Consider the following 26264-nt stretch of genomic DNA (forward strand, 5'->3'; position numbering starts at 1 on the left):
ACATGGCAGTGCCCGAGCCGGACACCGCGGTGGTGATCCCGGCGAAGGACGAGGCCGAACGGATCGGCGCCACCGTGAGCGCCGCCCTGAAGCTGCCCGGCGTGGATCTCGTGGTCGTGGTCGACGACGGCTCGTCCGACGAGACCGGCCGGGTGGCCAGGGCGGCCGGCGCCCGGGTCGTACGGCACAGCCGCAACAGGGGCAAGGCCGCGGCGATGGAGAGCGGGGCGGAGGCCGCGGGCCTCCTGGACGCGGACCACGCACGTCACCTGCTGTTCCTCGACGCCGATCTGGGTGAGACGGCGGCGGCGGCCCTCCCGCTGATCGCGCCCGTGCGGGCGGGCGAGGCCGACATGACCATCGCGACGTTCGCGACCAGGGTCAAGCTCGGCGGCCACGGCATCGTCGTACGGGTGGCGCGCGACGGGATCAAACGGCTGACCGGCTGGGAGGCGACCCAGCCGCTCAACGGGCAGCGGTGCCTCACCCGGGACGCCTTCGAGGCGGCCCGCCCGCTCGCGCACGGCTTCGGCGTCGAGACCGGGATGACCGTCGACCTCCTCAGGAAGGGCTTCCGGGTGGTCGAGGTCGAGGTCGAGATGTCGCACCGGGCCACCGGCACCGACTGGCGTTCCCAGGTGCACCGGGCGCGGCAGCTTCGCGACGTCGGCCTGGCCCTCGCCGCCCGCGAGCCCGTGGTGCGGCAGACCCTGTCCACGATCAGGTCGCCGCGCGGGTAGCCGCCCGTACGGGCGTGACCGGCCCGGCCGTGTGGTGGAATTCTCGGGTGGAAGCGCGGACCGTCGCCGGGCCGGCCGTGGCCGTGGCGGCGGGCGGCCTGTCGATCCTCCTCACGATCGCGATCGGCGTCCTCGGGCCGTCCGCGATGGTGCCCGCGCTGCCCGGGTCACCCGGGCAGGCCGAGTCGTGGCAGCCCCCCTGGTCCCTGGGCCTCGCCCCCGACGGGCGTCTCGTCGTCGCCATGGCCGCCGCGGCGGTCGTGCTCGGGGCGATCGGCCTGGCCGCCGGGCTGTCGTGTGTCGACCGGCTGCCGACGGCGCGCACGCTCGTCCTCACGGGATGCGCCGCCGCCGGGGTGCTCGCGTTCCTGCCGCCCTCTGGGTCGGCCGACCATCTCAACTACGCGGCGTACGGCCGGATGGCGGCCCTCGGGTACGACCCCTATCTGACCGTGCCCGCCGACCTGCCCGGCGATCCGGTGATCGGCCACGTGGAGGAGTGGACGAGGACCCCCAGCGTGTACGGCCCGGTCGCGACGGCCGTACAGGCTCTGGCGAGCCACGTGGGCGGCGACTCGGTCCGCCTGACGGTCTTCGTGATGGCCCTGGTCAACGCCGCCGCGTTCGCCGCCACCGGCCTGCTGCTGCACCGTGTTGCTGCTCGTGCTGCTGCTCGTGGCACCGGGGGTGTCACGGCCGGCGACTCCGTACGGCAGCGCCGCGCGGCCCTGCTCTGGACGGCGAACCCGCTGGTCGTCTACCAGCTCGTGGCCGGGATGCACCTCGACACCCTCGCGGTCGCGCTCGTCGTGGCCGGGCTCGTCGCCCGCCGGGGCGTGCCGCTCGGCCTGAGCGTCGCCGTAAAGGCCACCGTGGGCGTGGTCGCGCTGGGCACGGCGTGGGAGCTGCGCGGCAACCCGCGGCGGCTCGCCCTGGTGGCCGGGCTCGCCACGCTCACCGTCGTCGTGGCGTACCTGCTCGCCGGGCCCCACTCGCTCGACCAGCTGCTGAACGCCAGCAGGTCGGTCTCGCTCGCCACCCCGTGGGCGCTCGGGAAGAAGGCCCTGCAGGCGGTGTTCGGGTCCGGGGCGTACCACGCGTGGATCCAGACGGGGTCGCTGCTCCTGCTGGCCGCGCTCGCCGTCCTGATGCTGCGCGGCCGCCCGGTGGCGGAGCGCGAGGGGCCGGTCGTCGCCCTCGCCGTCGCGGTGGCCTGGCTGTTCGCCACGCCGTACGCGCTGCCGTGGTACGACGGGCTGGGCTTCGCGCTGCTCGCCCTGGTCGCCTGGCCGGGCCTGGAAGCGTTCCTGGTCGCCCGGCTCACCGTGCTCTCGCTGGCCTATCTCCCCGCGCGCCAGGCGCACCAGCCGGACGACCTGTCGTGGCGCGTCGACGTGGTCAGGCAGTGGGTGGCGCCGTCGCTTCTGCTGGCGCTGACGATCGTGCTGCTGTGGTGGGCGGCGCGAGCTGGAGGGCGTGTACGGACGCCGCCAGCGCCAGCGGCACCGCGACCGTCAGGGCCATCGCCGGAATCGCGATCCCCGAGTCGTTGATCAGGAATCCGGCGAAGGCCGCGGTCAGCGCGCCGATCAGCCCCGCCCGCAGTTCGGGGGCCTGGGCGTAGGCCAGGCTGAGCGCCGCCGCGCCCCACCGCGAGGGCCTGGCCAGCACGAGGAACAGGAACGCCAGCGCGACCACCGACAGCAGCGTCAGCGGCAGGTTGCCCAGGGTGTGGAGCATCGCCCCCAGCTTGCGGCCGACGACCGAGCCGCCGTCGCCGCCGATGATCTGCTGGACGAACGCCCCGAGATGGGTGCGCTGATCGGCCGGGCGCAGCCAGTCGGCCACCGCGATCAGCGAGATGAGCGCCGCGCCCGCCAGCCCGATCACGCCGAGCCGGAGGACCGACACCCGCCTGCCCGCGGTCATCAGCACGCACACCGCCACGCCGAGGACGAACGACGGCACGCCGCCGAAGTCCGCGCCCCAGGTCGGCCAGCCGTCCCCGGCGATCGCGAGCAGGCCGTACGCCACGCACACGGCCACGGCGAGCCCCGGCCGGCGGCGCAGCGCGTGGGCGACGGCGGCCAGCAGCAGGATGGTGCCGGTCGAGTAGACGGCGAAGGCCATGTTGCCGAAGCCGTAGAACCGGCCGCCGGTCACGGGCTCGTACCCGGCCACGGCGTTCACCTGCAGCCGGGAGCCGGTGACCACGTCGGCGAGGAGCGCGAGCGAACTGACCCCGGCGACCACGGCGGGCGGCCCGAGCACCCGGCCGCGCCACGGCCCCGCGTACGCGAGCCCCGCCACGAGGGCGGCGAAGGCCACGATCGTGCCGAGCAGGGCGGGCATCGGGTGCCGGAGGCTCCACCACGGCACGAGCTGGGCCAGGAAGATCGACACCGGGAGCGCGGCGCTGACCGTGGCGACCACGCGGGTGGCGGTGAGCATGCGCCGGTGACGCCTGACCACGATCGCGGCGAGGGCGTAGAACAGGAGTTGCGCGCTGACCAGCGCGATGAAGAACGGCTCCCTGACCTCTCTGAGCACCTGGCTCGCCAGGTCGGCGTCGGCCAGCCCGCGGGCCGCCTCGGCCGCGGGCGGAGCCGCGCCGCCCCCCGACCACGCCCTGCCGACCACGCCCTCGGGCGTGGGGATGCCGAGCAGGTGGGTGACCGTGGCCGTGATGTCGGTGATCGTGACCAGTGCCCGCTGCCGGGTCGAGGCGGCGGTCAGCCATCCACGCCCGTACGGCCCGCCCGAGGCGATCGCCACGTGGAGATGAGCGACGGAGCCGGAGTCGGAGATCCCGGCCACCAGGACGGTGGCGCCCTGGGGGACCTTCGACAGCACCTCGCCCACGGTCCGGTCGGCCGCGCTCACGGCCTCCCGCCGCGCCTCCCCGTCCAGGTCGGCCGGCTCCCGCTCGGCCGTAGTTGTGGACGACGCGGCCTGGGTTGGGAACGCGGTGGATTCCGGGGCCGATGCTGTGGACCGCGCGGGCTGGGTTGTGGACGGCGCGGCCGGCGGAGTGGCCTGGGTTGTGGACGGTGTGGATCGCGTGGCCGGGGGGCTCGCCTCCCGGCCACCGGTCCAGGCTCGGGTGATCTCCCCGGCCTCGGCGACGACCAGTGCGTACGGCGCGAGGTCGGGCAGCGCGGCGGGCGTGGCGGCGTACGCCGCGACCCGGCCGGATCCGTCGGCGGCGGCGAGGGCGGCCCCCGGGCCGATCGCCGCGACCTTCCCTCCGGCGGCGGTGACGGCGTCGGAGAGGAGCCCGAGCCGTGCCTTGAACGGACTCGACTGCTGCGCGGCGACCAGCGCGGGCCAGCCGGGCACCGACGCCGTACCGTCGCCGGCGGCCACGGGTGCGGGGATCGCGCCGCAACCCGGGCCGGGGGAGGCCGCCCGCTGGCCCGCCGAGACGGTCAGCCATCCGGCGGCCGGGCAGGTGACGGGCAGGCCTTCCGGGGGCACCGCCCGCGTGGACAGCGACGCGGTGGAGCCCCGGTCCGCCAGGGCCCACAAGGTGGGTGTCCGCTCCGGATCGAGGTCCGCCCAGCGCAGCCCGGGCACCCCGATCACCACCACCCGCCCCGTCGGCGCGGCTCCAGCCACCGGCAGGGTTCCCCCCGCCGGCGTGGTTCCGGCGGAGGCCGGGCCGGAAGAGGCGGGCACGATGAGGGCCGCGACGAGGAGCGTGAGGAGAGCCGCGAGGAGCACCCGCACCGTGCGAGGGCTGGGGCCGCCAGGGGTGAGCATCGGCACCGAGCGGGGGCCTGGGCTCACGGGCACGCCGCCGCGGCCCGGCGGGGCGGCGGAACGTCCCCGGCCCGGCGCCGGTGCTGGTGCGGATGGCACTGTTCCAGGCTCCCTCATGATCGACGATGGTGCGGCCACGGTCCACGGTAACCTGCCTGGTTGTGACGACTGGCCGCATCGCCGGGGCCCGCCGGCCCGCCTGGGCATGGGCGCTGGCCCTGGTGGCGGTGGCCGCCGCCGCGTCCCCGCTGATCGCCTACTGGCTCACCAATCCGGACGACCAGCGCCTCGTCGACCTCGACGTCTACCGTACGGGCGGCTGGGCACTCCTGCGGGGCCTGCCCGTCTACGACGTGATCACGCCGGCGCCCCAGTTGCTGCCGTTCACGTACCCGCCGGTCGCCGCGATGCTGGCGGTGCCGCTCGCCGCGATGTCCTGGCCGGTCGCGCAGTGGGTGTGGACGATCGCGGTCGTCGCCGTTCTCGCGGTGACGGTCCGGCACGCGTTCCGGGCCTTCCTGGACGGCGTGCGCGGCGCCCTGGCCGCGCCCGCGCTGTTCGCCGTGCTGTGCGCCGCGTGCATGTACCTCATGCCGATCAGGGACCAGGTCAGGTTCGGCCAGGTGGACCTGTTCCTCCTCGCGCTGTGCCTGCTCGACTGCGTGGTGCGCCGCCCGTGGTGGCCGCGCGGGATGCTCATCGGGCTGGCGACGGCGGTGAAGCTGACCCCCGGTGTGTTCCTCGTCTACCTCGCCGTCACCGCGTTCGCCCCTCGCGACGCAGGCCCAGGCCGCAGCGGCACCGCCCCCAGCGGCCCGAGGCAGCGCCACGGGAGCACCGCGCAGCGCCATGGGGACGCGGCGCAGCGCCATGGGGACACCGCGCAGCGGCGGGCTCTGTTCATGGCGGTGTTCACGGCGGCGGTGCTCACGCTGCTGCCGTTCGTAGTGATCACCGACGACGCGCGGGACTTCTGGTTCGGGGCGCTGCTCGACTCCGAGCGGCTGGGCGCCAACGCCGCCACCACCAACCAGTCGCTGCGGGGCATGCTGCTGAGGCTCTACCTGCCCGACGCGCTGACCTCGGCCGTCTGGCTGGCCGCCGTCGCGGCCGTCGGCTGGTACGGCTTCCGTCAGGCCCGGCGGGCGCACCTGGACGGCGACGCGATGACGGCGGTCGCGCTCACCGGGCTGATGGCGGTGCTGCTGTCGCCGGTGGCGTGGATCCATCACATCGCCTGGATCGTGGTGGTGGTCGCGGCCGTGGCCGGGTCCGGGCGCGACCCGGTCCGGCTGCTGGTCGCGGCCGGCGTGTGGCTGTACTACGTGCTGCCCATCCCCTGGTGGGGAGTGTCGATCAAGGCGCTGGAGATCCCGATCCTCAGCCCGGTCGCCGGGAAGATCGTGCAGAACGCCTTCGGGCTCGGGGCGATCGGCCTGGTCTGGCTGCTCGGGTCCTGGCTGCCGCGACGGCGGGCCGCCGTCACCACCGCTGCCGCGGTCCCCGCCGCGAAGGCCTGACCCCGGGAACGCGCGGCCGACGGGCCGCGTGGAGGGTGTGCGCGGCAGCCGGGTGGGCAGCGCGATCGCCTCAGGTTTTCCACAGAAGGTGATTCGGCGCGCTCACGGCCGATACCTGCGGATACTCTGGACGGCATGTCGAAGCTCGCGTACCTGGGGCCGCAGGGCACCTTCTGTGAAGCGGCACTGCGACTCCTGGCGCCCGACGCCGAGCGCCTGCCCTGCGCCAACGTCGGAGCCGCGCTCGACGCCGCCCGCGACGGCGCGGCCGACGGCGCGGTCGTCCCGCTGGAGAACTCGGTGGAGGGGGCGATCACCCAGACCCTCGACGAGCTGGCCAAGGGCAGGTCGCTGCACATCACCGGCGAGGTGCTGCTCCCGGTCGAGTTCGCCCTGCTGGTCCGGCCCGGCACCGAGCTGGCCCAGATCAAGCGGATCATCACGCATCCCGCCGCGCACACGCAGTGCCGGGGGTTCATCGAGCGCGAGCTGCCCGGAGCCGTGGTGATCGCCGGATCCTCCACGGCCGCCGCCGCGCAGGAGGTCTCTCTCCCCGGCTCGCCGTACGACGCGGCCATCAGCCCGGCCATCGCCGGGGAGTACTACGGGCTCGACGCCGTCGCCTCGGACATCGGCGACCGCTCCGACACCGTGACGCGGTTCATCCAGGTGAGCCGGCCGGGGCCGCTGCCCGAGCCGACCGGCGCCGACCGCACCTCGCTCGTCGCCTTCCTGCGCGACGACCACCCGGGCGCCCTGCTGGAGATGCTGAGCGAGTTCGCCGTGCGCGGGGTGAACCTGACCCGGATCGAGTCGCGCCCCACCGGCGACGGCATCGGGCGTTACTTCTTCCACTTCGACCTGGAGGGTCACATCGCGGACGCCAGGGTCGGCGAGGCCGTCTCCGGGCTCCACCGGCTCTGCGGCGACCTGCGCTTCCTCGGCAGCTATCCCCGCGCCGACCGGGTCGCCACGCAGGTCAAGCCGGGTACGGCGGACGGCGACTTCGACGAGGCCGCGCAGTGGCTCGGAAAGATCCGCGCCGGTCTCGCTTGACACACGGGAGCCGCACCGGCTCCGGTAGCCTGTGAGCCGTGATTGACCTGCGAACCCTTCGTGAGGACCCAGACCGGCTCCGGGCGTCGCAGCGCGTCCGCGGCGAGGACGACTCGGTCGTGGAGACCCTGCTGTCGCTCGACGAGCGCCGCCGTGCCGCGCTCAACAACTTCGAGTCGCTGCGCGCCGAGCAGAAGAGCATCGGCAAGTCGGTGTCCCGCGCGTCCGGAGACGAGCGCCAGGCGCTGCTCGACCGCGCGAAGGAGCTGGCCGCGCAGGTGAAGACGGCCGAGGCCGAGGCCGCCGCGCTGGCGGGCGAGCTCGACGAGCTGCTCATGACCGTCCCGAACATCGTCGAGGAGGGCGCGCCCCCCGGCGGCGAGGACGACTACGTGGTCATCGAGGAGGTCGGCGAGAAGCCGGTCTTCGACTTCGAGCCGCGCGACCACGTCGAGCTGGGCGAGCTGCTCGGCGCGATCGACACCGAGCGCGGGGCCAAGGTGTCCGGCGCGCGGTTCTTCTTCCTGAAGGGCGCCGGCGCGCGGCTCCAGCTCGGGCTGCTGAACATGGCGATCCAGCAGGCGGTCGAGGCGGGCTTCACGCCGATGATCACCCCTGTGCTGGTGAAGCCGGAGTCGATGCAGGGCACCGGCTTCCTCGGCGCCCACGCCAGCGAGGTCTACCGGCTGGAGGCCGACGACCTCTACCTGGTCGGCACCAGTGAGGTGCCGCTGGCGGCGTACCACTCCGACGAGATCCTCGACCGGGCGGCGCTGCCGATGCGGTACGCCGGGTGGTCGTCCTGCTTCCGGCGCGAGGCGGGGTCGTACGGCAAGGACACCCGGGGGATCATCCGCGTCCACCAGTTCGACAAGGTGGAGATGTTCTCCTACTGCCGTCCCGAGGACGCGCACGAGGAGCACCTGCGGCTCCTCGCGTGGGAGAAGGAGATGCTGGAGAAGGTCGAGATCCCCTACCGGGTGATCGACGTGGCGGGCGGCGACCTCGGCTCGTCGGCGGCCCGCAAGTACGACTGCGAGGGCTGGGTGCCCACCCAGGGCCGCTACCGCGAGCTGACCTCGACCTCGAACTGCACCGACTTCCAGGCCCGCCGCCTCAAGGTGCGCTACCGCGACGAGGACGGCAAGCCGCAGCACGTGGCCACGCTCAACGGCACGCTCGCCACCACCCGGTGGATCGTGGCGATCCTGGAGAACCACCAGCAGGCGGACGGCTCCGTCGTGGTGCCCAAGGCGCTGCGGCCGTACGTCGGACTCGACGTTCTGGAGCCGGTGTCGCGTTAGGGACGCGCCGCCGGGCGGCCCTCTTCGGCGCCTGGTGAAGGGGCCGGGTGATTGGCCGAGTGAGGGTGGGCGTCAGGAGTGATGTAAATCTCTTCGCCGGATCGGCGATCGGACCCGAAGAGGCCTCCGTGCGTGAAACTTTCACGCACGGAGGCCTCCTCATGTGAGCGGTACCAGACCTGGCGGCCGGGCCGGCGATTGGGCCCGGATATACGAAAGGCGGGGCTCGCAGGCGCGAGCCCCGCCTTCGTCACGTCAGGTCAGAGACCACGGACGTTCGACGCCTGCGGACCCTTCGGACCGGCGATGACCTCGAACTCGACCCGCTGGCCGTCCTCGAGGTTGCGGTAGCCGCTGCCAGTGATCGCGGAGAAGTGCACGAACACGTCGGGCTCGCCGCCGTCCGGTGCGATGAAGCCGAAGCCCTTCTCAGCGTTGAACCACTTGACGGTTCCCTGAGCCATTACTGCTCTCCCTAAGGAAGTGAATCTTGGGGACCACACCTCGTGGCCCCCGGTGTGTCGCACAGCTCCCCGGGTGGCTCATACAGTCAAACTGGTTTTCGCTACGGGAACAGCTAATACAACGCCTTCACATCTAACACTATGTAGCCCGTTGGTGTTCCACGTCTGGGGCAGATTTCTCGCACCAGGGGTGGTCGAGGGGTGGCCGTGCCGGGTCACGGTGCAGACTGGAACCTGCTATGACCTGCCCCCGCCTCATCGCCACGGATCTCGACGGCACCGCGCTGCGTACCGACGGAACGATCTCATCGCGTACGGCCGCCGCCTTCGCCCGGGTGGAGAAGTCCGGCGGCACCCTCGTCTTCGTCACCGGGCGTCCACCCCGGTGGATGCACAGCGTCGCCGGAACCGTGGGGCACTGCGGGCTCGCGATCTGCGCGAACGGCGCACTCGTGTACGACCTGCACACCGAGCGGATCGTCGAGTCGCATCTGATCGCCCCGGACATCCTGGAGGAGTGCGTCGCCCGCCTCCGGCGGGACGTGCCGGGCCTGACGTTCTCGGTCGAGTACGAGGGTGACTTCGCCCACGAGGCGGCGTACGCCCTCGGCGGCTGGGACTCCCGGGAGGTGTCGTGCGGACGTGAGGTGGGGGCCGCCGCGCTGACCTCCCTGCCATGCGCCAAGCTGCTCGCCCAGCATCCCGCGATGGACCCCGACGAACTGGTCCGCGTGGCCCTGGAGATCGTGGGCGACATCGTGACCCCGACGCACTCCAGCGGCCGGGCGCTGCTGGAGATGAGCGCGTACGGGGTGACGAAGGCGACGGCGCTGGCCACGCTGGCGGAGGAGCGGGGGATCAAGCCGGCGGAGGTGGTCGCCTTCGGCGACATGCCGAACGACCTGCCGATGCTGACCTGGGCCGGCACGTCGTACGCGGTGGCGAACGCCCACCCGGACGTGCTGGCCGCCGTCGACCACGTGACGGCGGCCAACAACGACGACGGTGTCGCGGTGGTGCTGGAGAACCTCTTCCGGCCTCGCGGCCCTTACAGGTAGGGGCCGCCGGCGCGGTGGCCCTGCTCGTCCGCGGCCTGGCTCAGGCCGCCGGGGAGGGCGCGGCGCATCTGTTCGAGCTGGGCCCGCGCGGCCATCTGCTGGGCGAACAACGTGGTCTGGATGCCGTGGAACAGGCCCTCCAGCCAGCCGACGAGCTGGGCGTGCGCGACCCTCAGCTCGGCGTCGCTGGGCGGGGTGGGGCTCTCGTCGCTGAACGGCAGCGACAGCCGTTCCAGCTCCTCCACGAGCTCGGGGGCCAGACCCTCCTCCAGCTCCTTGATCGAGCTCTGGTGGATGTCCTTGAGCCGCTTGCGGCTGGCGTCGTCGAGGGGAGCGGCGCGCACCTCCTCCAGAAGCTGGCGGATCATGCTGCCGATCCGCATCACCTTGGCGGGCTGCTCCACCAGGTCGGCGACGGATCGCTCCTCGTGCTCGCCGCCCTTACCGTCGCCGGAGACCGACAGGCCCTGCGGGCCCACGACCACGATCTGCGGCGTGCTCTCGTCTGCGTTCATCGATCGCTTACAACTCCTGACTCACTCCGCTGGGGCACACCGGTGCTCACCCGACCCAACCTAGCTCACCTGACCAGCAGCAGCTTTCCGACGTGGGCCCCCTCCTCGAGCATGCGGTGCGCCCGTCCGGCCTGGTCGAGCGGAATCCGCTCGTGCACCACGGGCCGTACGGCCCCGGCGGTGACCAGCGGCCAGACGCTCTCCACGACGCCCCGGCAGATCACGCCCTTGTCGTCCACCGGGCGGTGGCGCAGGCCGGTCGCGTGGATCGCCGCCCGCTTGGCGAGCAGCGCCCCGAGGTCGAGCTCGCCCTTGGCGCCGCCCTGCATGCCGATGACCACCAGCCTGCCGCCGGTGGCGAGGGCCCGGAGGTTCCCGGCCAGGTACTTCGCGCCGATGATGTCGAGGATGACGTCGGCCCGGCTCTCGAACCGCTCGGCGAAGTCCTCCTCGTGGTAGTTCACCGCCTCGTCCGCGCCGAGGGCCCGGCAGCGTTCGATCTTCTCGGCCGAGCCCGCCGTCACCAGCACCCGGGAGCCGTACGCCTTGGCGAGCTGGATCGCCATCGTGCCGATGCCGCTCGCGCCGCCGTGGACGAGCAGCGTCTCGCCCTTCCGCAGGCGGGCGGTCATGAAGACGTTCGACCAGACCGTGCAGGCGACCTCGGGCAGCGCGGCCGACTCGTCGAGCGCGAGCCCCTCGGGCACCGGCATGACCTGCTGCCACGGGACGGCCACCCGCTCGGCGTACCCGCCGCCCGCGAGCAGGGCGCAGACCCGGTCGCCGGGGGCGATACCGGGAACGTTCCCCCCGACTTCGGCGACCACTCCGGAGCACTCGAGACCGGGGATCTCCGAGGCGCCGGGCGGCGGCGGGTAGAGGCCGCGCCGCTGGAGGAGGTCGGCCCGGTTGACGGCCGAGGCGGCGACGTCGATGACCACCTCACCTGGGGCGGGACGTGGATCGGGCACTTCCCGCCAGTCCAGAACCTCGGGTCCGCCGGGTTCGGAAATCACCATCGCGCGCATGTGACCTAAAGTAGCGTGACGGAGAACTAGGGCGGTTGCCCGCATTCACCGGATTACGTGGCGCTAATCTTCAATGTGATTGCTACCCCATAAGCCCATCCCGAGGGGGTACTCGGTGGCGAGACATGATCGTGAGGATCCCCATTCTCTGGAGGACCAGCTCGCGTGGCTGGACGCGATCAAGGAGATGCCCGACGAGGTCGAGATAGCGGTGAGCGCGGTCACGTCCGCGACCCTCGCCTCTCCACCGCCCTCGCCCGCCGCCGAGCCCGAGGCCGCCTCGCCGTACCCCGCCGACCCCTGGAGCCTCGTCCCGGCCGAGCCCGCGTCCGGCGGGCTGTTCCGCGCCACGACCGAGTCCGCGTACGGCGCACCGGTCCAGGAGGACGCCGAGGCCCGGGAGGCGTCGTCCACCGGCCCGATCCGCGAGTCCGGTTTCGGCGGTTCCGCCGCGTACGGCTCGGGTGATCAGAGCGGCGACAGCGCCGCGACCTCGGCGTACGACTACGGATACGGCACCGATTCGGGATATGGAACCGACTCGGGATACGGGAACGACACGGGATATGGCGAAACGGCCTTCGTCACCCCGCCGGAACCCGTCAGGCCGGAACGCTCCGACGAATCCTCGGCCGTAAGTGAGGAGCGGGAAGAGGGCCGGTCGGTGGAGTCCTCCACCGGTCCCGTGCGGTTCCCCTCGTTCAGAAGTACGGAGACAGAGTCGGAGAGCGGGGAATCGTACAGTTCCTTCGGGACGCCGACCGCGTCCTTCGGCACGCCTCTGGGGACGTCGACCGGGCCCGTCAGCGCTCCGCAGCTCGGCGATGCGGCGGACGCGCCGGCGCCGGAGTCTCCGGCCGCGAGCCGGGACGAGGAGGAGGACGGCGACGACCACTCCACCCCGTCGCCTGGAGGGGCCTTCGGGCGTGGCGCGTTCTCGTCGCCCGTGGACACCGACTCCTACAACATCGGGGCGTTCTCGGACACCGAGACGCGTAAGCGTCACACGCCGGACCCTCCGTCCGAGTCGAAGGAGCCGCTGCGAGGCTGGCTGGAGCCGGCGGTGCCGGTCGAGGCCGTCAGGCAGGAGGACGCCACCGACGCCGAGCCGGAGGAGCCTCCGGCCCCCTCGGAGGCCTCGTCGTCGTTCGCGCCCCCGCGGCCCGAGCGTACGGACGATCGCTTCACCGGCTCGCTGCGGTCTGAGCACACCGACGATCGCTTCACCGGCTCCCTGCGGTCCGAGCGCACCGACGATCGCTTCACCGGCTCGCTGCGGCACGAGCGTGCGGATGACCGCTTCACCGGCTCGCTGCGGGACGACCTGGCGGCCGAGGAGCGCAAGCCGTACGAGCCGGGCCCGGCGGCGACCCCCGCGCCCGAACAGGCCGTGGCGCCGGAGCCCGTTGTGGCTCCCGAACCGGCTCCGGAACGCCCTGCCGCCTCCGCGTACCCCACCGCTCCCGCTCGTTCCGCCGTCCCGCCTCGCTCCACCGCCGAGGCCGCTCCGGTCATCCCGGATGCTCCGGCTGTCCCGGAGCGGGACGCGTTCGCGGAGCGGGAGGCGTACCAGTCGCCGCGGCGGCCCGCTCCGCCCGTCTCCGCGTTCAACTCACCGGCGCGCGCCACAGGTCCCAAGACGGCGGGGTCCAAGCCGAACGCCGACAGTCTCGACCCGGTCGTCCTCCTGCGCGGCCGCAGGAACGCTCCCGCGACAGGCTGGCGGCGCCTGGTCTACAAGGCCTCCGCCGGGCTGATCAAGCCGGGTGAGGCCCCGGAGGTGCGGCGCCGCCGCGAACTCGTCCAGCGCGCCCGTACGCCGGTGGCCACGGGGCATCACCGGGTCGCGGTGCTCAGCCTCAAGGGCGGGGTGGGCAAGACCACGACGACCGTCGGCCTGGGCGCCACGCTCGCGCAGGTGCGCGGTGACCGCGTCATCGCCGTCGACGCCAACCCGGACCGTGGAACGCTCTCCGACAAGGTGGAGCTGGAGACGTCGGCGACCGTACGCGACCTGCTGAACGAACGCGCCCAGATCAAGCGGTACGTGGACATCCGGGCCTTCACCTCGCAGACGCCCTCGCGGCTGGAGATCCTGGCGTCCGACCGCGACCCGTCGGTGTCGGAGGCGTTCAGCGCCAAGGACTACCACTCGGTGGCGCAGGTGCTGGAGAACTTCTACTCCATCTGCATCACCGACTGCGGTACGGGGCTCCTGCACTCGGCCATGTCGGGCGTGCTGGGTATGGCCGACCAGATCGTGCTGGTCAGCTCGCCCTCGGTGGACGGCGCCCGCGCGGCCTCGGCCACGCTGGACTGGCTGGAGGCGCACCACTACGGCGACCTCGTCCGGTCCGCCACCGTGGTGCTCTGCAGCGTACGGCCACGGTCGAAGTCGACGGTCGACCTCGACAAGCTGGAGGCCCACTTCGCCGCCCGCTGCCGTACGGTCGTCCGCGTGCCGTACGACCCGCACCTGGAGGAGGGAGCGGAGATCGACCTGGACCGGCTGCAGCAGGCCACCCGGGACGCCTACCTCCGCCTGGCCGCCTCCGTCGGCGACGGCTTCGCCGGCCCGCAGGCACTGGTCGAGCGCAAGTTCTCCGAGATCCCGGACCACCTGTAGGGGCATCGACTGATCTTTTTCACCGGTCGCGGTCACGTCCGGGGCGGTGAGAGACTAGTCTGCGGCGTGGCGCCTCGAACGAGGCGCCGCCAGGGAGAGCTCGCCTAGTGGACGATGGCGGCGGTCTTGAAAACCGCTAGGCCGGGTGACCGGTCTCGTGGGTTCGAATCCCACGCTCTCCGCACAACCAGCCAAAACGGCGTCTGACCAGCGGTTTCGCTCGGTTCAGACGCCGTTGATCGTTTCAGCCATGCGCAGCCGTACGCCACCCTGAGCAGCCCTCGGCCGCTGTCCGCGGAATGGATCTCGAGGTATGTCCCCTGGTAGGCCCGGACGTGCGACTGCCAGCAGAGGAAACCGCGCGCAGGCACATGCGGCACTGTGGGCAGACGCCCATCCTCGGTGAACAGATCCGCATCACTGCAGGTCACACAAGTAGCTTGTCGGCACCCAGAGCGGACGGAGAGGACGCGGCGAGGTGGTCGAACGCTTGGTCGGTGAGTGCTTGCAGGGCACGGCGTCTCCGCGTGGGCGGTCTTGAGGTACTGCCTGCGCTTCGGCAGCGCCGGCGTCGCCGGGCTCAGGGTGTGATGGTCGCGGTGCGGTAGAAGTCGGCTGCGGTGACGGTGGCGGGAACGCCGAGTTCGGCGGCGACCGCGGTGATCGCGGTGGCGCCGACAGTGAGATCGGCTTGGCCGTCGGTGGCGAAATACGGTGCGATGAACGTCTCGTGGTGGGCTCGGGCTTCGTCTGCGGTGTGTCGGCCAAGGAACGTCTGGATGTGCCGCACCGTGGTGTCGGGGTCGTTGTGGATCACCTGCAGGGCGCGCCGGTGGGCTCGTACGACGGCCTGGACCGCAGGGTCGTCCGGGTGGATGTAGGTGGGGTCGACGGCCACGCCCACGGTGGGGATCTGGAAGTGGTCGCCGACCCAGGCCGGCACCTGCCAGCCGTGCTCGGCGGCTATCGCCTCCGGTGCCATGGTGCTGCCGACCAGGGCGGCGTCGATCCTGCCGTCGTGCAGCCAGCGCAGGTCCATACCGTAGTCGCCGGGCGGTCGAACAATGGTGTGGATGTCGCGGTCCGGGTCGAGGCCGGCCTGGCGCAGCACGATCCGGGAGAAGCACCCGGGTGCGGTGTGGGGGGCGTGTACCGCCAGCCTCCGGCCAGCCAGGTCGGCCAGGGAGGTCAGGCCGGGCCGGGCGAGGAACCAGAACAGCGGGCGGTGGGTGTTGACATTGAGTGCGACCCACGGGATGCCGGCGGCCAGTCGGGACAGCAGAGCCCGGCCGAGCCCGATGGTGGCGCCGTGGCGGAGTCGCTCCTCGTCCCAGGAGCATCCGTCGTGCAGCGCGACGTGGACGCCCTCGTCGACGTAGTAGCCCTGCTGGTCGGCGATGTAGGCGACCAGTTCCTCGTGCAGGCCCCGCCCGACGTAGGCGAGATCGATCGTGTACATGACCGTTGTCCTTGATCGTGTCACCGCCATGCGCCCGCACGTGCCGCGGGCCGGCCGTGCGGCCCATGGTGCCGAGGTGACGGTGTGCGGATGGGGTCCGGCCGTCGGCCGGACCGGGACGGTACGGCCCCGTGTGCGCAGGACAGCGGGGCGTCAGTACATGGACATCCCGCCGTTGACCGCAGCCGTGGTGCCGGTCATGAAGGCGTTGTCCTCGCTGGCGTAGAAGGCGACCGCTTGGGCGACGTCGCCAGGGTGTGCCAGGCGGCCCAGGGGGGTAGCGGCCACCTGCCGCTGCTTGTCGTCCTCGTCCAACGCATCCGCCATGCGGGTGCCTTCCACCGGGCCGGGCTCGACGATGTTGACCGTGATGCCCCGCGGGCCCAGTTCCTGGGCGAGGTACCGGGCAAACTGCGCCAGTGCGGCCTTGGCCGTACCCAGTGCGAGCATGCCCTCCCGGGGCCGGTGGCTGAGGCCAGTACCGAGATAGATGATGCGTCCCCAGCCCTGTTCGGTCATGGCGGGCAGGACGGCTTTGGTGACCGCGAACGCCGCACGCATCTCGCCGTCGAGCTTGCCGCCGAGTTCTTCCCACGTCATGTCCTGGAACGGTTTGATCACGTACGGGGTGAGCGCGTTGTGCACGAGCACGTCGATGCCGCCCCATGCCGCCTGGACCTGCTCGATCATGCTCTGGACCGCCGCCGCCTCCCGCACGTCGGCCTGCACGGTCATGGCCTGGCCTCCTGCGGCCTCGATGCCGACCAGGACCTCCTCGGCTGCCATGCTGCTGCGGAGGTAGTTGACCACCACCCGCATTCCTCGCGCGGCCAGAAGACGCGCGGTGGCCGCACCGATTCCGCTGCTGGCCCCTGTCACCAATGCCACCCTGCCGGTTGCCCCACTCACGGGTTCACCTCCTGCTCATCCTCGTGGGCCGTCGGTATGACCGCCCGGAGTTGTTCATCGTCGATGCCGGGGCGACCCGGCCCGGCGCACTCGGGGCGCGTCGAATCGCCGTAGCTCGGTTGCTTACCCGGACGGTGTTCGCCCACCCTCCGCGACGACCGGCCCCCGGGCTTGACCTGCTTGTCGAACACCGGATCCGATGACGACGGCCTGCGCGAGTTCGCGTAGCGTGCGCGGGACGTCGTCGCATGCCGTCGCCGTCCATGGTCCCGACTCCTGATCGACGCTCGTCCGGTCCGCTCCTGAGAGGTGGCGAACATTCGGCATGGTCTTGACGGGGTAAAAGAGCTGCCATGATCGGCTGCTCCGGCAGGCGTACGTCGCGCGCCAGGGCCACTGCGCCTTCACCACCGCGGAGATCGTCGCGGGTGTGCGGGCGATCGACAGGCGGGTCACGACCGGCCGCTGGGGCGACGTCGCCGAACCCGCCGTGCTGCAGCGCTCCGCTCTGTCGCTGAACCTCGGCGGGGCCGCCTTCGTCCGCTACCGGCAAGCGCGTATGGAGGCTGGGGCCGGTGATGGTGCGGACGGGGTGCGCTGTAGCTGCCCGATGAGCTGTCCAGGCAGCGCTCCGGGCCCGGGGTACGGCCGGCACGTCTGCGGCGCCCTGCGTCCGAGTAACGCGAGCGCCTGCGCTCCCAAATCGGTCCATGCGGGCCGAACTGGTTGCTCTCGGATGATATCCGACGCCTAAGGGTAACAACTGGTCGAGGAGGCAGCATGGACACGGACGAAGGGGATGAACCTGGCGATCCGGGCCGCCTGCTTGTCATCGGAGGCGCCGAGTGCCGCGGTTCCGGGCTGCTCGAGCGGTTCGTGGAGCTGTCTGGCGGCGAGGCGGCCCGGATCGTGCTGGTCACTACGGCCACCGGGGCGCCCGAGGAGGTGCACGCCGACTACGAGCGGGTGTTCCGCAAGCTCGGCGTGGACCACACTAGTGAACTGCGGCTGCGCGGGCGCTCCGACGCGGACGGCGACAACGCGGCCAAGCTCCTCGACGACGCCACGGGCGTGTTCTTCTCCGGCGGCGACCAGTCGCGGCTGCGCGCCTTGGTCGGCTCGCGGGCCAACGAGATCCTGCGCGACCGGCTGCGCGCAGGTGGCGCGGTCATCGCCGGGACCAGCGCCGGCGCTACCGCCATGGGCCGCACGATGATCCTCGGCGGCGAGGGCCCCGGCGTGTCCGCCGCCACGGTCCGCACCGGCCCGGGGCTCGGCCTGCTCCCGAAGGCGCTCATCATCGACATGCACTTCAGCGAGCGCGGCCGGCTCCCCCGGCTGCTCAGCGCTCTGGCGCTGGACCTGGAGTACCTGGGCGTCGGCATCGGCGAGAACACCGGGATCCTGGTCGACGGCACCCGCTTCGAGGTGCTCGGCGCCGGCGTGGCCACGGTGGCTGACGGACGGAACGCCACGGTCATCCACGCCGCCGGGGACGAAGACCCGATCACCCTGTTCGGCGTCCGGCTGCACCTGCTGCCCGCCGGGTGCGTCTTCGACATCGCGACCCGCGAGGCCACCATCGGGCCCGCGCACGACCGGTACTGATCACCGCCAGCCCGCCCATCTGCCCAACCCTTGGGGAGCGTCACGTGCGTCTCGAAGACCTGCGTCACCTGAGCGGACCCAACGCATTCAGCACCCGGCCGGTCACCGTCGCGCGGCTCGAGCTCGAGGAGCTGACCGGCCGGAACACCACCGAGTACCCGGGCTTCGCCGGACGGCTGACCGCGGCCCTGCCCGGGCTGGCCGAGCACCACTGCGCGGCCGGGCGTCCGGGCGGGTTCCTGGAGGCGATGGCCCGGGGCACCTACTTCGGCCACGTCACCGAGCACGTGACGCTGGAGCTGTCCAGCCTGGTGGGCCGCGACGTGTACCTGGGCCGGACCATGTGGGCCGGCGCCGACGGCCGCTACGACGTGATGACCGAGTGCCCGCAGGACGAGCCCGCGCAGTCCTCGGTGCCGGCCGAGCTGCTGGAACTGGCCATCACCACGGTCAAGCACATTCTTCTTGAGCACATCCCCGACCTGTCGCTCGAACTGGCCAGGATCGCTCGGGTCGTGGAGCGGGAGCGCCTCGGCGTGAGCACGGCCGCGCTCGCGGGCGCGGCCCGCCGCCGGGGGATACCGGTCCGCCGGGTCGGCCGGCTGAGCATGCTGCGGCTCGGCTACGGGCGCTATCGCCGACTGGTGTACGCCGCGCTGACCGAGCAGACGTCGGTGATCGGTGTGGACATCGCGGCCGACAAGATGCTGGCCAAGCAGCTGCTGACAGAGGCGGGCATCCCGGTGCCCGATGGGGTGGTGGCCTGGAGCGCGGCCGACGCCGCCGGGGCGGTGGGCCGGCTCGGCGGGCCGGTCGTGATCAAGCCGCTCCACGGCAGCCACGGTGCCAACGTGACCGTCGGCGTGACCACCGCCGCGGCCGCGGCGGTGGCCTACGCCCAGGCGGCGGCCGATGGTGAGGGAGCGATCGTGGAGAAGTTCGTGCCCGGCACCGACTACCGGGTGCTGGTGGTCGACGGCCAGGTGGTGGCGGCGGCCGAGCTGCGGCCGGCCTCGGTGACCGGCGATGGTGCCTCCGACATCACCCGACTCGTCGATGTGGTGAATGCCGATCCGCGCCGGGGCGAGGGCCACTCCCGAGAGTTGACCAAGATCGAACTGGACGATTGCGCGCTCGCGAACCTGGAGGCCCAGGGCCTGGGCCCGGCGTCGGTCCCGGCCCGCGGCCGGCTCGTGACCCTGCGCCGGAACGCGAACCTGTCCACCGGCGGAACCAGCCGCGACGTGACCGACCTGGTGCACGAGGATGTGGCCGACATGTGCCGCCGGGCCGCGGCCGTGGTCGGCCTGGACGTCTGCGGCATCGACGTGCGGCTGGCCGACATCGCGGCACCGATGCGGTGCGGCGCGGCCGGTCACGGCGGGGCCGAGCCCGGGGCCGTGATCGAGATCAACGCGTGCCCGGGGCTGCGGATGCACCTGTCCCCGGCCGAGGGGGCGCCGCGGGACGTGGCCGGCGCGGTGATCGACAGCCTGTACCCGCCCGGCGCCCCATCTCGGGTCCCGATCGTCGCGGTCACCGGGACCAACGGGAAGACCACGACGGTCCGCATGATCGGCCACATCCTGAGCAAGGCCGGGATGCGGGTGGGGATGTCCACCACGGACGGGGTCTACTCCGGCGGCCGGCTGGTCTACGACGCCGACGGCTCGGGCCCGCGGTCCGCGGACATGGTGCTCGACGACACCAGCATCGATGCCGCGGTGCTGGAGACGGCGCGTGGCGGGATCATCCGCAGTGGGCTCGGCTACGACCAGGCCGACGTGGCCGTGGTCACCAACATCACCGCCGACCATCTGGGTGCGGACGGCGTGGAAGATCTCGACGAGCTGGTCGAGGTGAAGGCGCTGGTCGCCGAGGAGGTTCGCGATGGCGGGACCGTGGTGCTGAACGCCGACGACCCGCTGGTCGCCGCGCTCGCCGACCGGCCGCGGGTGCGCAGGCACGCGTCCGTGATCAGGTATTTCAGCCTGGTGAACGGCAACCCGGTCACCGAACGGCACCGGCAGGCGGGCGGCCTGGCCTACGAGCTTCGCGACGGCGAGCTGGTCGAGTTCGATGAGGACCGGGAGCTGGCGCTGCTCAGCGTGGCCGAGCTGCCCGGCGCGTTCGGCGGGCTCGCCCCGCACGTGATCGCGAACGCGCTGGCCGCGGTGGCGGCCTGCCGCGGGCTCGGGGTCAGCGCCAAGGACATCCGGCGCGCGTTGGGCACGTTCACGCCGGGCGAGTCGAACCCGGGGCGCGGCCACGTCTACCTGGCCGGCGGCGGCCCGGTGATCGTGGACTACGGCCACAACGCCGCCGCGCTCGACGCGACCGGCCGCATGATCAACGACGTCTGGGGCGGCGAGCCCGTGGCCGCGATCACGCTGCCCGGCGACCGCCGCGACGACCTGGTGGCCCGCTCGGCCGAGGCCGTCGCCGCGTGGTTCGGCCGGGTCGTCGTCTACGAGGACGCCGACAAGCGCGGCCGCCGGCCCGGTGAGATGACCGGCCTGATCACCGCGGCCATGCGCCGGGCCCGGCCCGGCATCGGCCTCGCCACCGCCGAAGGACCGCAGGCCGCCCTGCGCATCGCGGTCACGATGGCCGCCGGCCAACCAGTCCTGTTCGTCTACGAGAAGCTGGCCATGGCCCGCCAGGCCCTTGAGGCCCTGAACGCCCGGCCCTGGCCCGCCGCCGCGGTCCCGCCCGCACCCGCCGACCTGGTCCCGCCTGCTCCTTCTGTCGAGCCGCCGCAATCCCGGATGACTGGAAGCCCCCTCCGGTGGATGAAGGCGAAGGGGTGAGCTGCCTCGTCAATCCGTCCGTGTAGAGATGCCGGCTTCTCTGTGTGCCGGGAACTCAGGAATCGGTCACCTGAATGTGATGCGGGCCGTGGTACCGCTGCGACGGAGATCATGCCTCGTACTGATCAGGGTGAGCATCCCTGTCGTCGTGGCGGCGAGGACGGCGGCGACGGCCGCGTCCACGTGTCCGGTCGGCGCGGCCACGAGGACCAGGCACGCGCCGGTGAGCGTCACGATGCGCAGGACGCGGGTCCACCGCCGGACGGCCGGGCGGATCAACGAGCTGAGCACGCCCACGAGCAGGCAGCCCCAGATCAGGGCGGCCACGTACTCGTCCCCTGCTTCCAGCCTGGACAACGCCCTGCGGACGTCGGGGGGCCCCGCGTTGAGCGGAACCAGGTTCGGCATCTGGTCGGGGAAGAGCAGGAAGGCGCCATAACCCAGTACGGCGACCACTCCGGCGCAGACGGCTCCCGCACACATCAGGGCGACGACGCTCTGGAGGGTGTCCCGGGTGCACCGGGCGACCACGATCATCGCGGCCGCAGGCGCCGCCACGACCGCCGCGAACAGCCACATCCCGTGGCCCGGCAGGTGCTCCGCGAGCGGCGGCAGAGCACGCTCGAAGGGCAGGAGCGTGAAGCACGCCGGTCCCGCGACCAGACCGGCGACGATGCCGGAGACAAGGGTCACGGAACTCGCCGTGGATGCACGCGCGGTCAGCGCCAGCGTGACCACGAGGTACAGGACGAGCGTGATCATGGCCGGCAGGAGGCCGTCGCCGGGTCCCAGCGGTTGGGGACCGCGATGGTCCAGAAAGGCGATCAGCAGGTACGCGCACGCGACCGCGAACCCCGTCGTCCGCACCACCCGGGCGGTCCTCGAAGGCCGCACCGGACCCAGCAGCCCGGGCCTGGCTCCCCGCCAGGCCAGCAGCACCACGACCGACAACAAGCCGGTCAGCTCGAGCCGGGCGGCGGGATACGTGACGCCTCCCGCCAGCAGGAGCGCCAACGCGCCGGCCACGACGGCGGAAAGGGCCAGGCGGCGCAGTGCCACCGGTTGCACCGCCGCCGCTCGGACGCAGCCGAGCGCGAAGCGCAGGCGTGCCGCGGGCTGTTCCAGATGCGCGAGCTCGGCCCGCATGGCCAGTCCCCAGTCGTACCGGGCGGCAGGCAGGAGCCACAGCGCGAAGGCGAGGAGCCGCCCCGCCGCGTCGCCTCTGGGGCGGCTCACCAGGCACCGCGCAGGGAACCCTGTGTGCCGGGCCTGTCCTGCTCGGCGGCCGAGCGCGCCGCGGCCTTCGCCGCCACCTCGGCGGCGACCGCCAGTCCAGCGCCGGTGAGGCGGTAGAGGTGCCGGGGAGGGCGGCCCGCCACCGGGGCCTTCTCCCAGGACGACTCCAGCAGCCCGCGGTCGGCCAGCCGCATCAGGATCGGATACAGGGAGCCGGCCTTGAGGTCCACCTCCCGCCCGAGCTCGTAGCCGTAACGCCACTCGGAAGGGTCCGCCGCCAGCGCGCGCAGCACCGCTTCCGCCTGGGGAGAGAAACGCCGTGTCCGGGTCACCTCCGATACTCTACCTATATAGAGTTATAGAGTGAACCCGATACGGCGAATGGGGCCGCACTCGTGGAGTGCGGCCCCATTCCTGTCGGTACGGTCAGTGGCCGGCGCCCGGGCCGTTCCGGCGCGGCGCGCCCGCGGCCAGTGCCAGGTCCTGCTGGATCACGTAGTACTGCGACTTGGGCTTCAGGTCCGCGTCGTACAGCAGGGCGGCACCCTCCTGCGGGTTGTCGAACCAGCCGGGGATCCAGGAGTACGTGTCGCCGAAGCCCCACGGGGTGAACGAGATGCACTCGCGCACCGCCAGGCAGGCCTTCAGGGCGCGGGACCAGTAGCTCTCCTGGGCGTACGGGGCCAGCGGGTCGGTCGGGGTGTTCACGTTCGGCGCGGCCTGCGTGAACGTGCGGACGTCGACCTCGGTCTCGGCCACCTTCAGGCCGAGGTCCGCGAAGCGCTGCAGGTTGTTCTGCAGGTCCGGGAAGCCGTACTGGGTGTCGAGGTGGCCCTGGAAGCCGACGCCGTCGATGGGCACACGCTGGGCCTTCAGCGTCTTGACGAAGTCGTACACGGCGTTGCTCTTCGGCCCGGTGAACTCGAGGTTGTAGTCGTTGTAGAACAGCAGGGCCTTCGGGTCGGCCTCGTGCGCCCAGCGGAAGGCGTCGGCGATGTAGCCGAGGCCGCCCCACGCCTTGTACCAGACGGTCTGGCGGGGCTTCCCGTCGTCGTCGAACGCCTCGTTGACCACGTCCCACTGCCAGATGTCGCCCTTGAAGTGCTTCACCTGGTCCTGGACGTGCTTCTTGAGCAGGGCCTTCAGCTCGTCGTTGGACAGCGTGGTGGTGTAGCCGTCCGAGGAGAGCCAGGTGGGCAGCTGGCTGTGCCACACCAGCGTGTGGCCGCGGACCAGCTGCTTGTTCGTCTTCGCGAAGGCGACCAGCCGGTCGGCCGGCGCCCAGTCGTAGGTGCCGCGGGTGGGCTCCACCAGCTGCCACTTCATCACGTTCTCCGGGGTGACGCTGGAGAACTGCTCAGCCGTGATCTTGGTGTAGTCGGTGTTGCTGCCGAGTTCGTCCATGTTCACGGCGGTGCCGATGCGCAGACCGATCCGGTCGCCGAGGGCGCGCAGCGAGTCCGCGGGGTAGCGGACGGCCTTGGACGGTGCGGCAGCGGCGGCGCCCGGTTCGGCGGAGGCCGAGTTGGTGAGAGCCACCCCGCCCAGCAGGACCGTGGCGCTCAGGACGCCGATGGACAGTGCGGAACGAACCACAGGAACTCCTCGGGTTGGAAACAGGGATCTGATGGCTGTTGTGGATCAGGTCAGCCCCGCCGGACCGGTGTCGGGAGGTGCGCGGATGGCGACGCTCGTCTCCAACAGGGCCGCACACGATCGCCCGACGGGCACATGACTACGCTCACGCGGCGCTCGCGCGGTACGGCGAGCAGGCGCGGCCTACCGGCGGGAGAACCGTCGCGGCCGGTGGAGCTGCGAGAAGACGTGGCCCGCGTGGACGCCGGCTTCGGTTGACCACGACGACTCCATCTTCGTACGGAGGATGACCGAAAGTTTCGAGGTTGTTACGAAAGTAATGCAGACCATAGGAAGTGGCTTGTTGTACGTCAAGAGCTCCAACCACCAGTGGTTTCGCTCCCGGTGCCCTCTGGGGGAGATAGGAGTGCGATAGTCGGCCCTCCGCCTGCGGCTAAGCCGGCGGCAGGTTTTTCGAAACTTTTCGAGGTTTCCCGCCCTGACTGGGAAAGACGGCGAGCAGGCGGGGTGGCCTGCCGCCAGGGTCGCTGCGGCGTCGTGGGCAGGAACTCGGAAACCCCGGGAGCTCGGCGAGTGCAGGCGGGATCGGCGGCCCTCAGAGGGACATGGGGTCCGATGGCGATTCACCGCTGCAGGTGTAAATTTCACGGCCGCCGCCGCCCGCGGGCCCCGGAGATGTCGTCACCGACTTCCTGCCCGCGGGGTGGATCGACCGGGTCGTACGGGATCGCGAGACGCGTGGCTGGGCGACCGTACGCGCCCCGCGCGCTCAGCAGTTGACGAAGGCCGCCCGGCTGAGGTCGCGTACGGCGTGAGCCGCCTGGCTCGGTGCGGGCGGTGCCGCGGCGCCGAAGGCGTCGCTTCGGGGTGCCGGTGCCCGCCGCCAGGTGAAAACCATGTGACATTTCATGGCAGGTGCCGTAACTCTGTGCTTGGGCGATGAGTTTTGTCGGTGGTGTCCGTCAGGCTTTCCATGAACGCAACTTCTTGCGGAGCCCAAGGCTGGGGCTCCAGCCATGCCCGCGTCATGTTCCGACGACCCTGATCGAGGTACCGTGTCAATCGCTCAGACTGATTCACCCGCCAAGCCTGTGACCGCCGCAGCTCCGGGGCGCACCCCGCCCGTGATCCGGCTGCTGGTGCTCGCCACGTTCGTGGTGATCCTCAACGAGACGCTCCTGATCAACGCGATTCCGCGGCTGATGGGCGCACTGCACATCACGGAACAGACGGCGCAGTGGTTGTCGACCGCCTTCATGCTGACCATGGCGGCCGTCATCCCGATCACCGGGTGGTTCCTGCAACGGGTGTCCACCCGTGGTGCGTACGCCACCGCGATGGGATTGTTCCTGCTCGGCACGGCGCTGGCCGCCGTCGCGCCGTCGTTCGAGATGCTGCTGGGCGCCCGCATCATCCAGGCGTCCGGGACGGCCGTGATGATGCCGCTGTTGATGACGACGTTGATGCAGGTTGTGCCTGAGTCGGACCGCGGCCGTGTGATGGGCAACGTCACGCTCGCCATCTCGGTCGCGCCCGCCATGGGCCCGGCGGTCTCGGGGGTGATCCTCCAGCTCGGGTCCTGGCGGCTGCTGTTCGCGGTGGTGCTCCCCATCGCCGCGTTGATCGCGTGGAGCGGTCTGCGGCAGCTCAGGAACGTCGGGGAGACCCAGGCCAGCGCCATCGACTGGCTGAGCGTGGTGACCGCCGCCGCCGGCTTCGGCGGCCTGGTCTACGGGCTCAGCCAGTTCGAGGGTGGCGACGTCCGCGTGGCCGCCTCGATCGTGGCGGCGGGCCTGATCGCCATCGCCGTCTTCGTCGTCCGCCAGCTGTCGTTGCAGAAGCGCGGCGTGCCGCTGATGGACCTGCGCACCCTGCGGCACCGCACCTACACGATCGCGCTGATCCTCATGTCGGTCTCCTTCATGGCGATGCTCGGTGCGATGATCCTGCTGCCGCTGTACCTGCAGAACGTCCGGCAGCTGAGCCCCCTGGAGACCGGCCTCCTCGTGATGCCGGGCGGCCTCGCGATGGGGCTTCTCGGCCCGACCGTCGGCCGCCTGTTCGACCGGTTCGGCGGCCGGGTTCTGGTCGTTCCCGGCGCGGTCGGCATCATGTTCGCGCTCGCCGGCTTCACCCAGGTCACGATGACCATGCCGTACTGGCAGCTGCTGGGCCTGCACGCGCTGCTGATGGTGAGCCTGGCCGCGACCTTCACCCCCGTGTTCACCCTCGGGCTCGGCGCGGTTCCCCCGCACCTCTACTCCCACGGCAGCTCGATCCTGAGCACGTTGCAGCAGGTCGCCGCGGCCTTTGGCACCGCGCTCGTGATCACCGTGATGAGCGCGCGGGCCGATGCCCTGAGGTCCGCGGGAACGACGGAGGTGCTCGCCAACCTGGGCGGCATGCGGCTGGCCTTCGTCATCGGCGCGGTGCTGTCCCTGGCCGTGGTGATCACCGCCGTGCTCCTGCCGGCCCGAGCGGACGCCGGAGCCGAGTTCCAGGGACACGGCCACTGAGACAGGCCTGACGACGGGGGGAGCGAATCTGCCGGGTGGGTCGTGCCTGCCCGGCAA

Annotated in this window: 18 protein-coding genes, 1 tRNA gene and 1 pseudogene; 11 read left to right on the forward strand and 9 right to left on the reverse strand. The window is 71.8% G+C overall.

The annotated features are described in order from the left end of the window. The first annotated feature begins 2 nt into the window (after positions 1 to 2). Positions 3 to 740, forward strand: coding sequence for a glycosyltransferase family 2 protein (locus HHX40_RS20545; RefSeq protein ID WP_182881887.1), 738 nt, complete (start codon positions 3 to 5; stop codon positions 738 to 740). 242 nt (positions 741 to 982) lie between these two features. Beyond that, a pseudogene (mptB, locus tag HHX40_RS36880) lies at positions 983 to 1576 on the forward strand (polyprenol phosphomannose-dependent alpha 1,6 mannosyltransferase MptB); the annotation flags it as partial. Positions 1577 to 2138: 562 nt separating this feature from the next. Here the strand turns inward: mptB and HHX40_RS36885 are convergent. Then, positions 2139 to 4502, reverse strand: coding sequence for a hypothetical protein (locus HHX40_RS36885; protein ID WP_259403759.1), 2364 nt, complete (start codon positions 4500 to 4502; stop codon positions 2139 to 2141). 161 nt (positions 4503 to 4663) lie between these two features. Here HHX40_RS36885 and HHX40_RS20555 point away from each other — a divergent pair, with 161 nt between their 5' ends. The 3 genes from HHX40_RS20555 to serS all read left to right on the forward strand — a co-directional run bounded on the left by HHX40_RS20555 (position 4664) and on the right by serS (position 8382). Beyond that, the gene (locus tag HHX40_RS20555) at positions 4664 to 6022 is read left to right on the forward strand and encodes a glycosyltransferase 87 family protein (RefSeq protein WP_310738208.1); all 1359 of its coding nucleotides are present in this window, start codon (positions 4664 to 4666) and stop codon (positions 6020 to 6022) included. Between the two features lie 135 nt (positions 6023 to 6157). Next, entirely contained in the window at positions 6158 to 7078 is a 921-nt protein-coding gene (pheA, locus tag HHX40_RS20560; RefSeq protein WP_117409856.1) for a prephenate dehydratase, read from the forward strand. 38 nt (positions 7079 to 7116) lie between these two features. Continuing rightward, positions 7117 to 8382, forward strand: coding sequence for a serine--tRNA ligase (gene serS / locus HHX40_RS20565; RefSeq protein ID WP_182881889.1), 1266 nt, complete (start codon positions 7117 to 7119; stop codon positions 8380 to 8382). A 260-nt stretch (positions 8383 to 8642) separates the two neighbouring features. Here serS and HHX40_RS20570 read toward each other — a convergent pair whose 3' ends face one another. Further along, positions 8643 to 8846 carry a cold-shock protein gene (locus HHX40_RS20570; RefSeq protein WP_041952879.1) on the reverse strand — a complete coding sequence of 68 codons (204 nt, stop codon included), beginning with the start codon at positions 8844 to 8846 and terminating at the stop codon, positions 8643 to 8645. A 239-nt stretch (positions 8847 to 9085) separates the two neighbouring features. Between HHX40_RS20570 and HHX40_RS20575 the strand changes: the two genes are divergently transcribed. Then, positions 9086 to 9904, forward strand: a complete 819-nt coding sequence (locus HHX40_RS20575) for an HAD family hydrolase (RefSeq protein ID WP_182881890.1) — start codon at positions 9086 to 9088, stop codon at positions 9902 to 9904. Here the strand turns inward: HHX40_RS20575 and HHX40_RS20580 are convergent. Beyond that, positions 9895 to 10419, reverse strand: a complete 525-nt coding sequence (locus HHX40_RS20580) for a bacterial proteasome activator family protein (RefSeq protein WP_117409853.1) — start codon at positions 10417 to 10419, stop codon at positions 9895 to 9897. The genes HHX40_RS20575 and HHX40_RS20580 overlap by 10 nt on opposite strands. A gap of 65 nt (positions 10420 to 10484) precedes the next feature. Then, positions 10485 to 11447, reverse strand: a complete 963-nt coding sequence (locus HHX40_RS20585; RefSeq protein ID WP_182881891.1) for an NAD(P)H-quinone oxidoreductase — start codon at positions 11445 to 11447, stop codon at positions 10485 to 10487. A gap of 115 nt (positions 11448 to 11562) precedes the next feature. Between HHX40_RS20585 and HHX40_RS35825 the strand changes: the two genes are divergently transcribed. Both HHX40_RS35825 and HHX40_RS20595 read left to right on the forward strand, forming a co-directional pair. Beyond that, a complete protein-coding gene (locus HHX40_RS35825; protein ID WP_396788113.1) occupies positions 11563 to 14073 on the forward strand; it encodes an AAA family ATPase in 2511 nt (836 codons plus the stop codon). Between the two features lie 93 nt (positions 14074 to 14166). Beyond that, positions 14167 to 14255: transfer RNA gene (locus tag HHX40_RS20595), tRNA-Ser, on the forward strand. Positions 14256 to 14653: 398 nt separating this feature from the next. On the opposite strand, the gene HHX40_RS20600 is transcribed toward HHX40_RS20595, so the two are convergent. Both HHX40_RS20600 and HHX40_RS20605 read right to left on the reverse strand, forming a co-directional pair. Beyond that, positions 14654 to 15532 (reverse strand): ABC transporter substrate-binding protein, encoded by an 879-nt coding sequence (locus tag HHX40_RS20600; protein WP_182881892.1) that lies wholly within the window; start codon positions 15530 to 15532, stop codon positions 14654 to 14656. 153 nt (positions 15533 to 15685) lie between these two features. Continuing rightward, on the reverse strand, positions 15686 to 16411 hold the full coding sequence (locus HHX40_RS20605) for an SDR family NAD(P)-dependent oxidoreductase (protein WP_220499357.1): 726 nt from the start codon (positions 16409 to 16411) through the stop codon (positions 15686 to 15688). An 810-nt stretch (positions 16412 to 17221) separates the two neighbouring features. Here HHX40_RS20605 and HHX40_RS20610 point away from each other — a divergent pair. Continuing rightward, positions 17222 to 18049, forward strand: a complete 828-nt coding sequence (locus HHX40_RS20610) for a cyanophycinase (RefSeq protein WP_182881894.1) — start codon at positions 17222 to 17224, stop codon at positions 18047 to 18049. 44 nt (positions 18050 to 18093) lie between these two features. Beyond that, the gene (gene cphA, locus HHX40_RS20615; RefSeq protein ID WP_182881895.1) at positions 18094 to 20859 is read left to right on the forward strand and encodes a cyanophycin synthetase; all 2766 of its coding nucleotides are present in this window, start codon (positions 18094 to 18096) and stop codon (positions 20857 to 20859) included. A 66-nt stretch (positions 20860 to 20925) separates the two neighbouring features. On the opposite strand, the gene HHX40_RS20620 is transcribed toward cphA, so the two are convergent. From HHX40_RS20620 to HHX40_RS20630, 3 genes are all read right to left on the reverse strand, one after another. Then, the gene (locus HHX40_RS20620; RefSeq protein ID WP_182881896.1) at positions 20926 to 22095 is read right to left on the reverse strand and encodes a hypothetical protein; all 1170 of its coding nucleotides are present in this window, start codon (positions 22093 to 22095) and stop codon (positions 20926 to 20928) included. Then, positions 22092 to 22427: a PadR family transcriptional regulator gene (locus HHX40_RS20625; protein ID WP_182881897.1), complete on the reverse strand. Its 336-nt coding sequence runs from the start codon at positions 22425 to 22427 to the stop codon at positions 22092 to 22094. The genes HHX40_RS20620 and HHX40_RS20625 overlap by 4 nt, the downstream gene beginning before the upstream one ends. Positions 22428 to 22521: 94 nt before the next feature. Continuing rightward, on the reverse strand, positions 22522 to 23691 hold the full coding sequence (locus tag HHX40_RS20630) for an endo-1,4-beta-xylanase (protein ID WP_182881898.1): 1170 nt from the start codon (positions 23689 to 23691) through the stop codon (positions 22522 to 22524). A gap of 1091 nt (positions 23692 to 24782) precedes the next feature. On the opposite strand from HHX40_RS20630, the gene HHX40_RS20635 reads away from it, so the two are divergent. Beyond that, positions 24783 to 26207, forward strand: coding sequence for an MDR family MFS transporter (locus tag HHX40_RS20635; RefSeq protein ID WP_310738209.1), 1425 nt, complete (start codon positions 24783 to 24785; stop codon positions 26205 to 26207). Positions 26208 to 26264: the final 57 nt, after the last annotated feature.

The sequence above is a fragment of the Microbispora sp. H10949 genome, from assembly GCF_014161435.1.
Lineage (GTDB): Bacteria > Actinomycetota > Actinomycetes > Streptosporangiales > Streptosporangiaceae > Microbispora > Microbispora triticiradicis.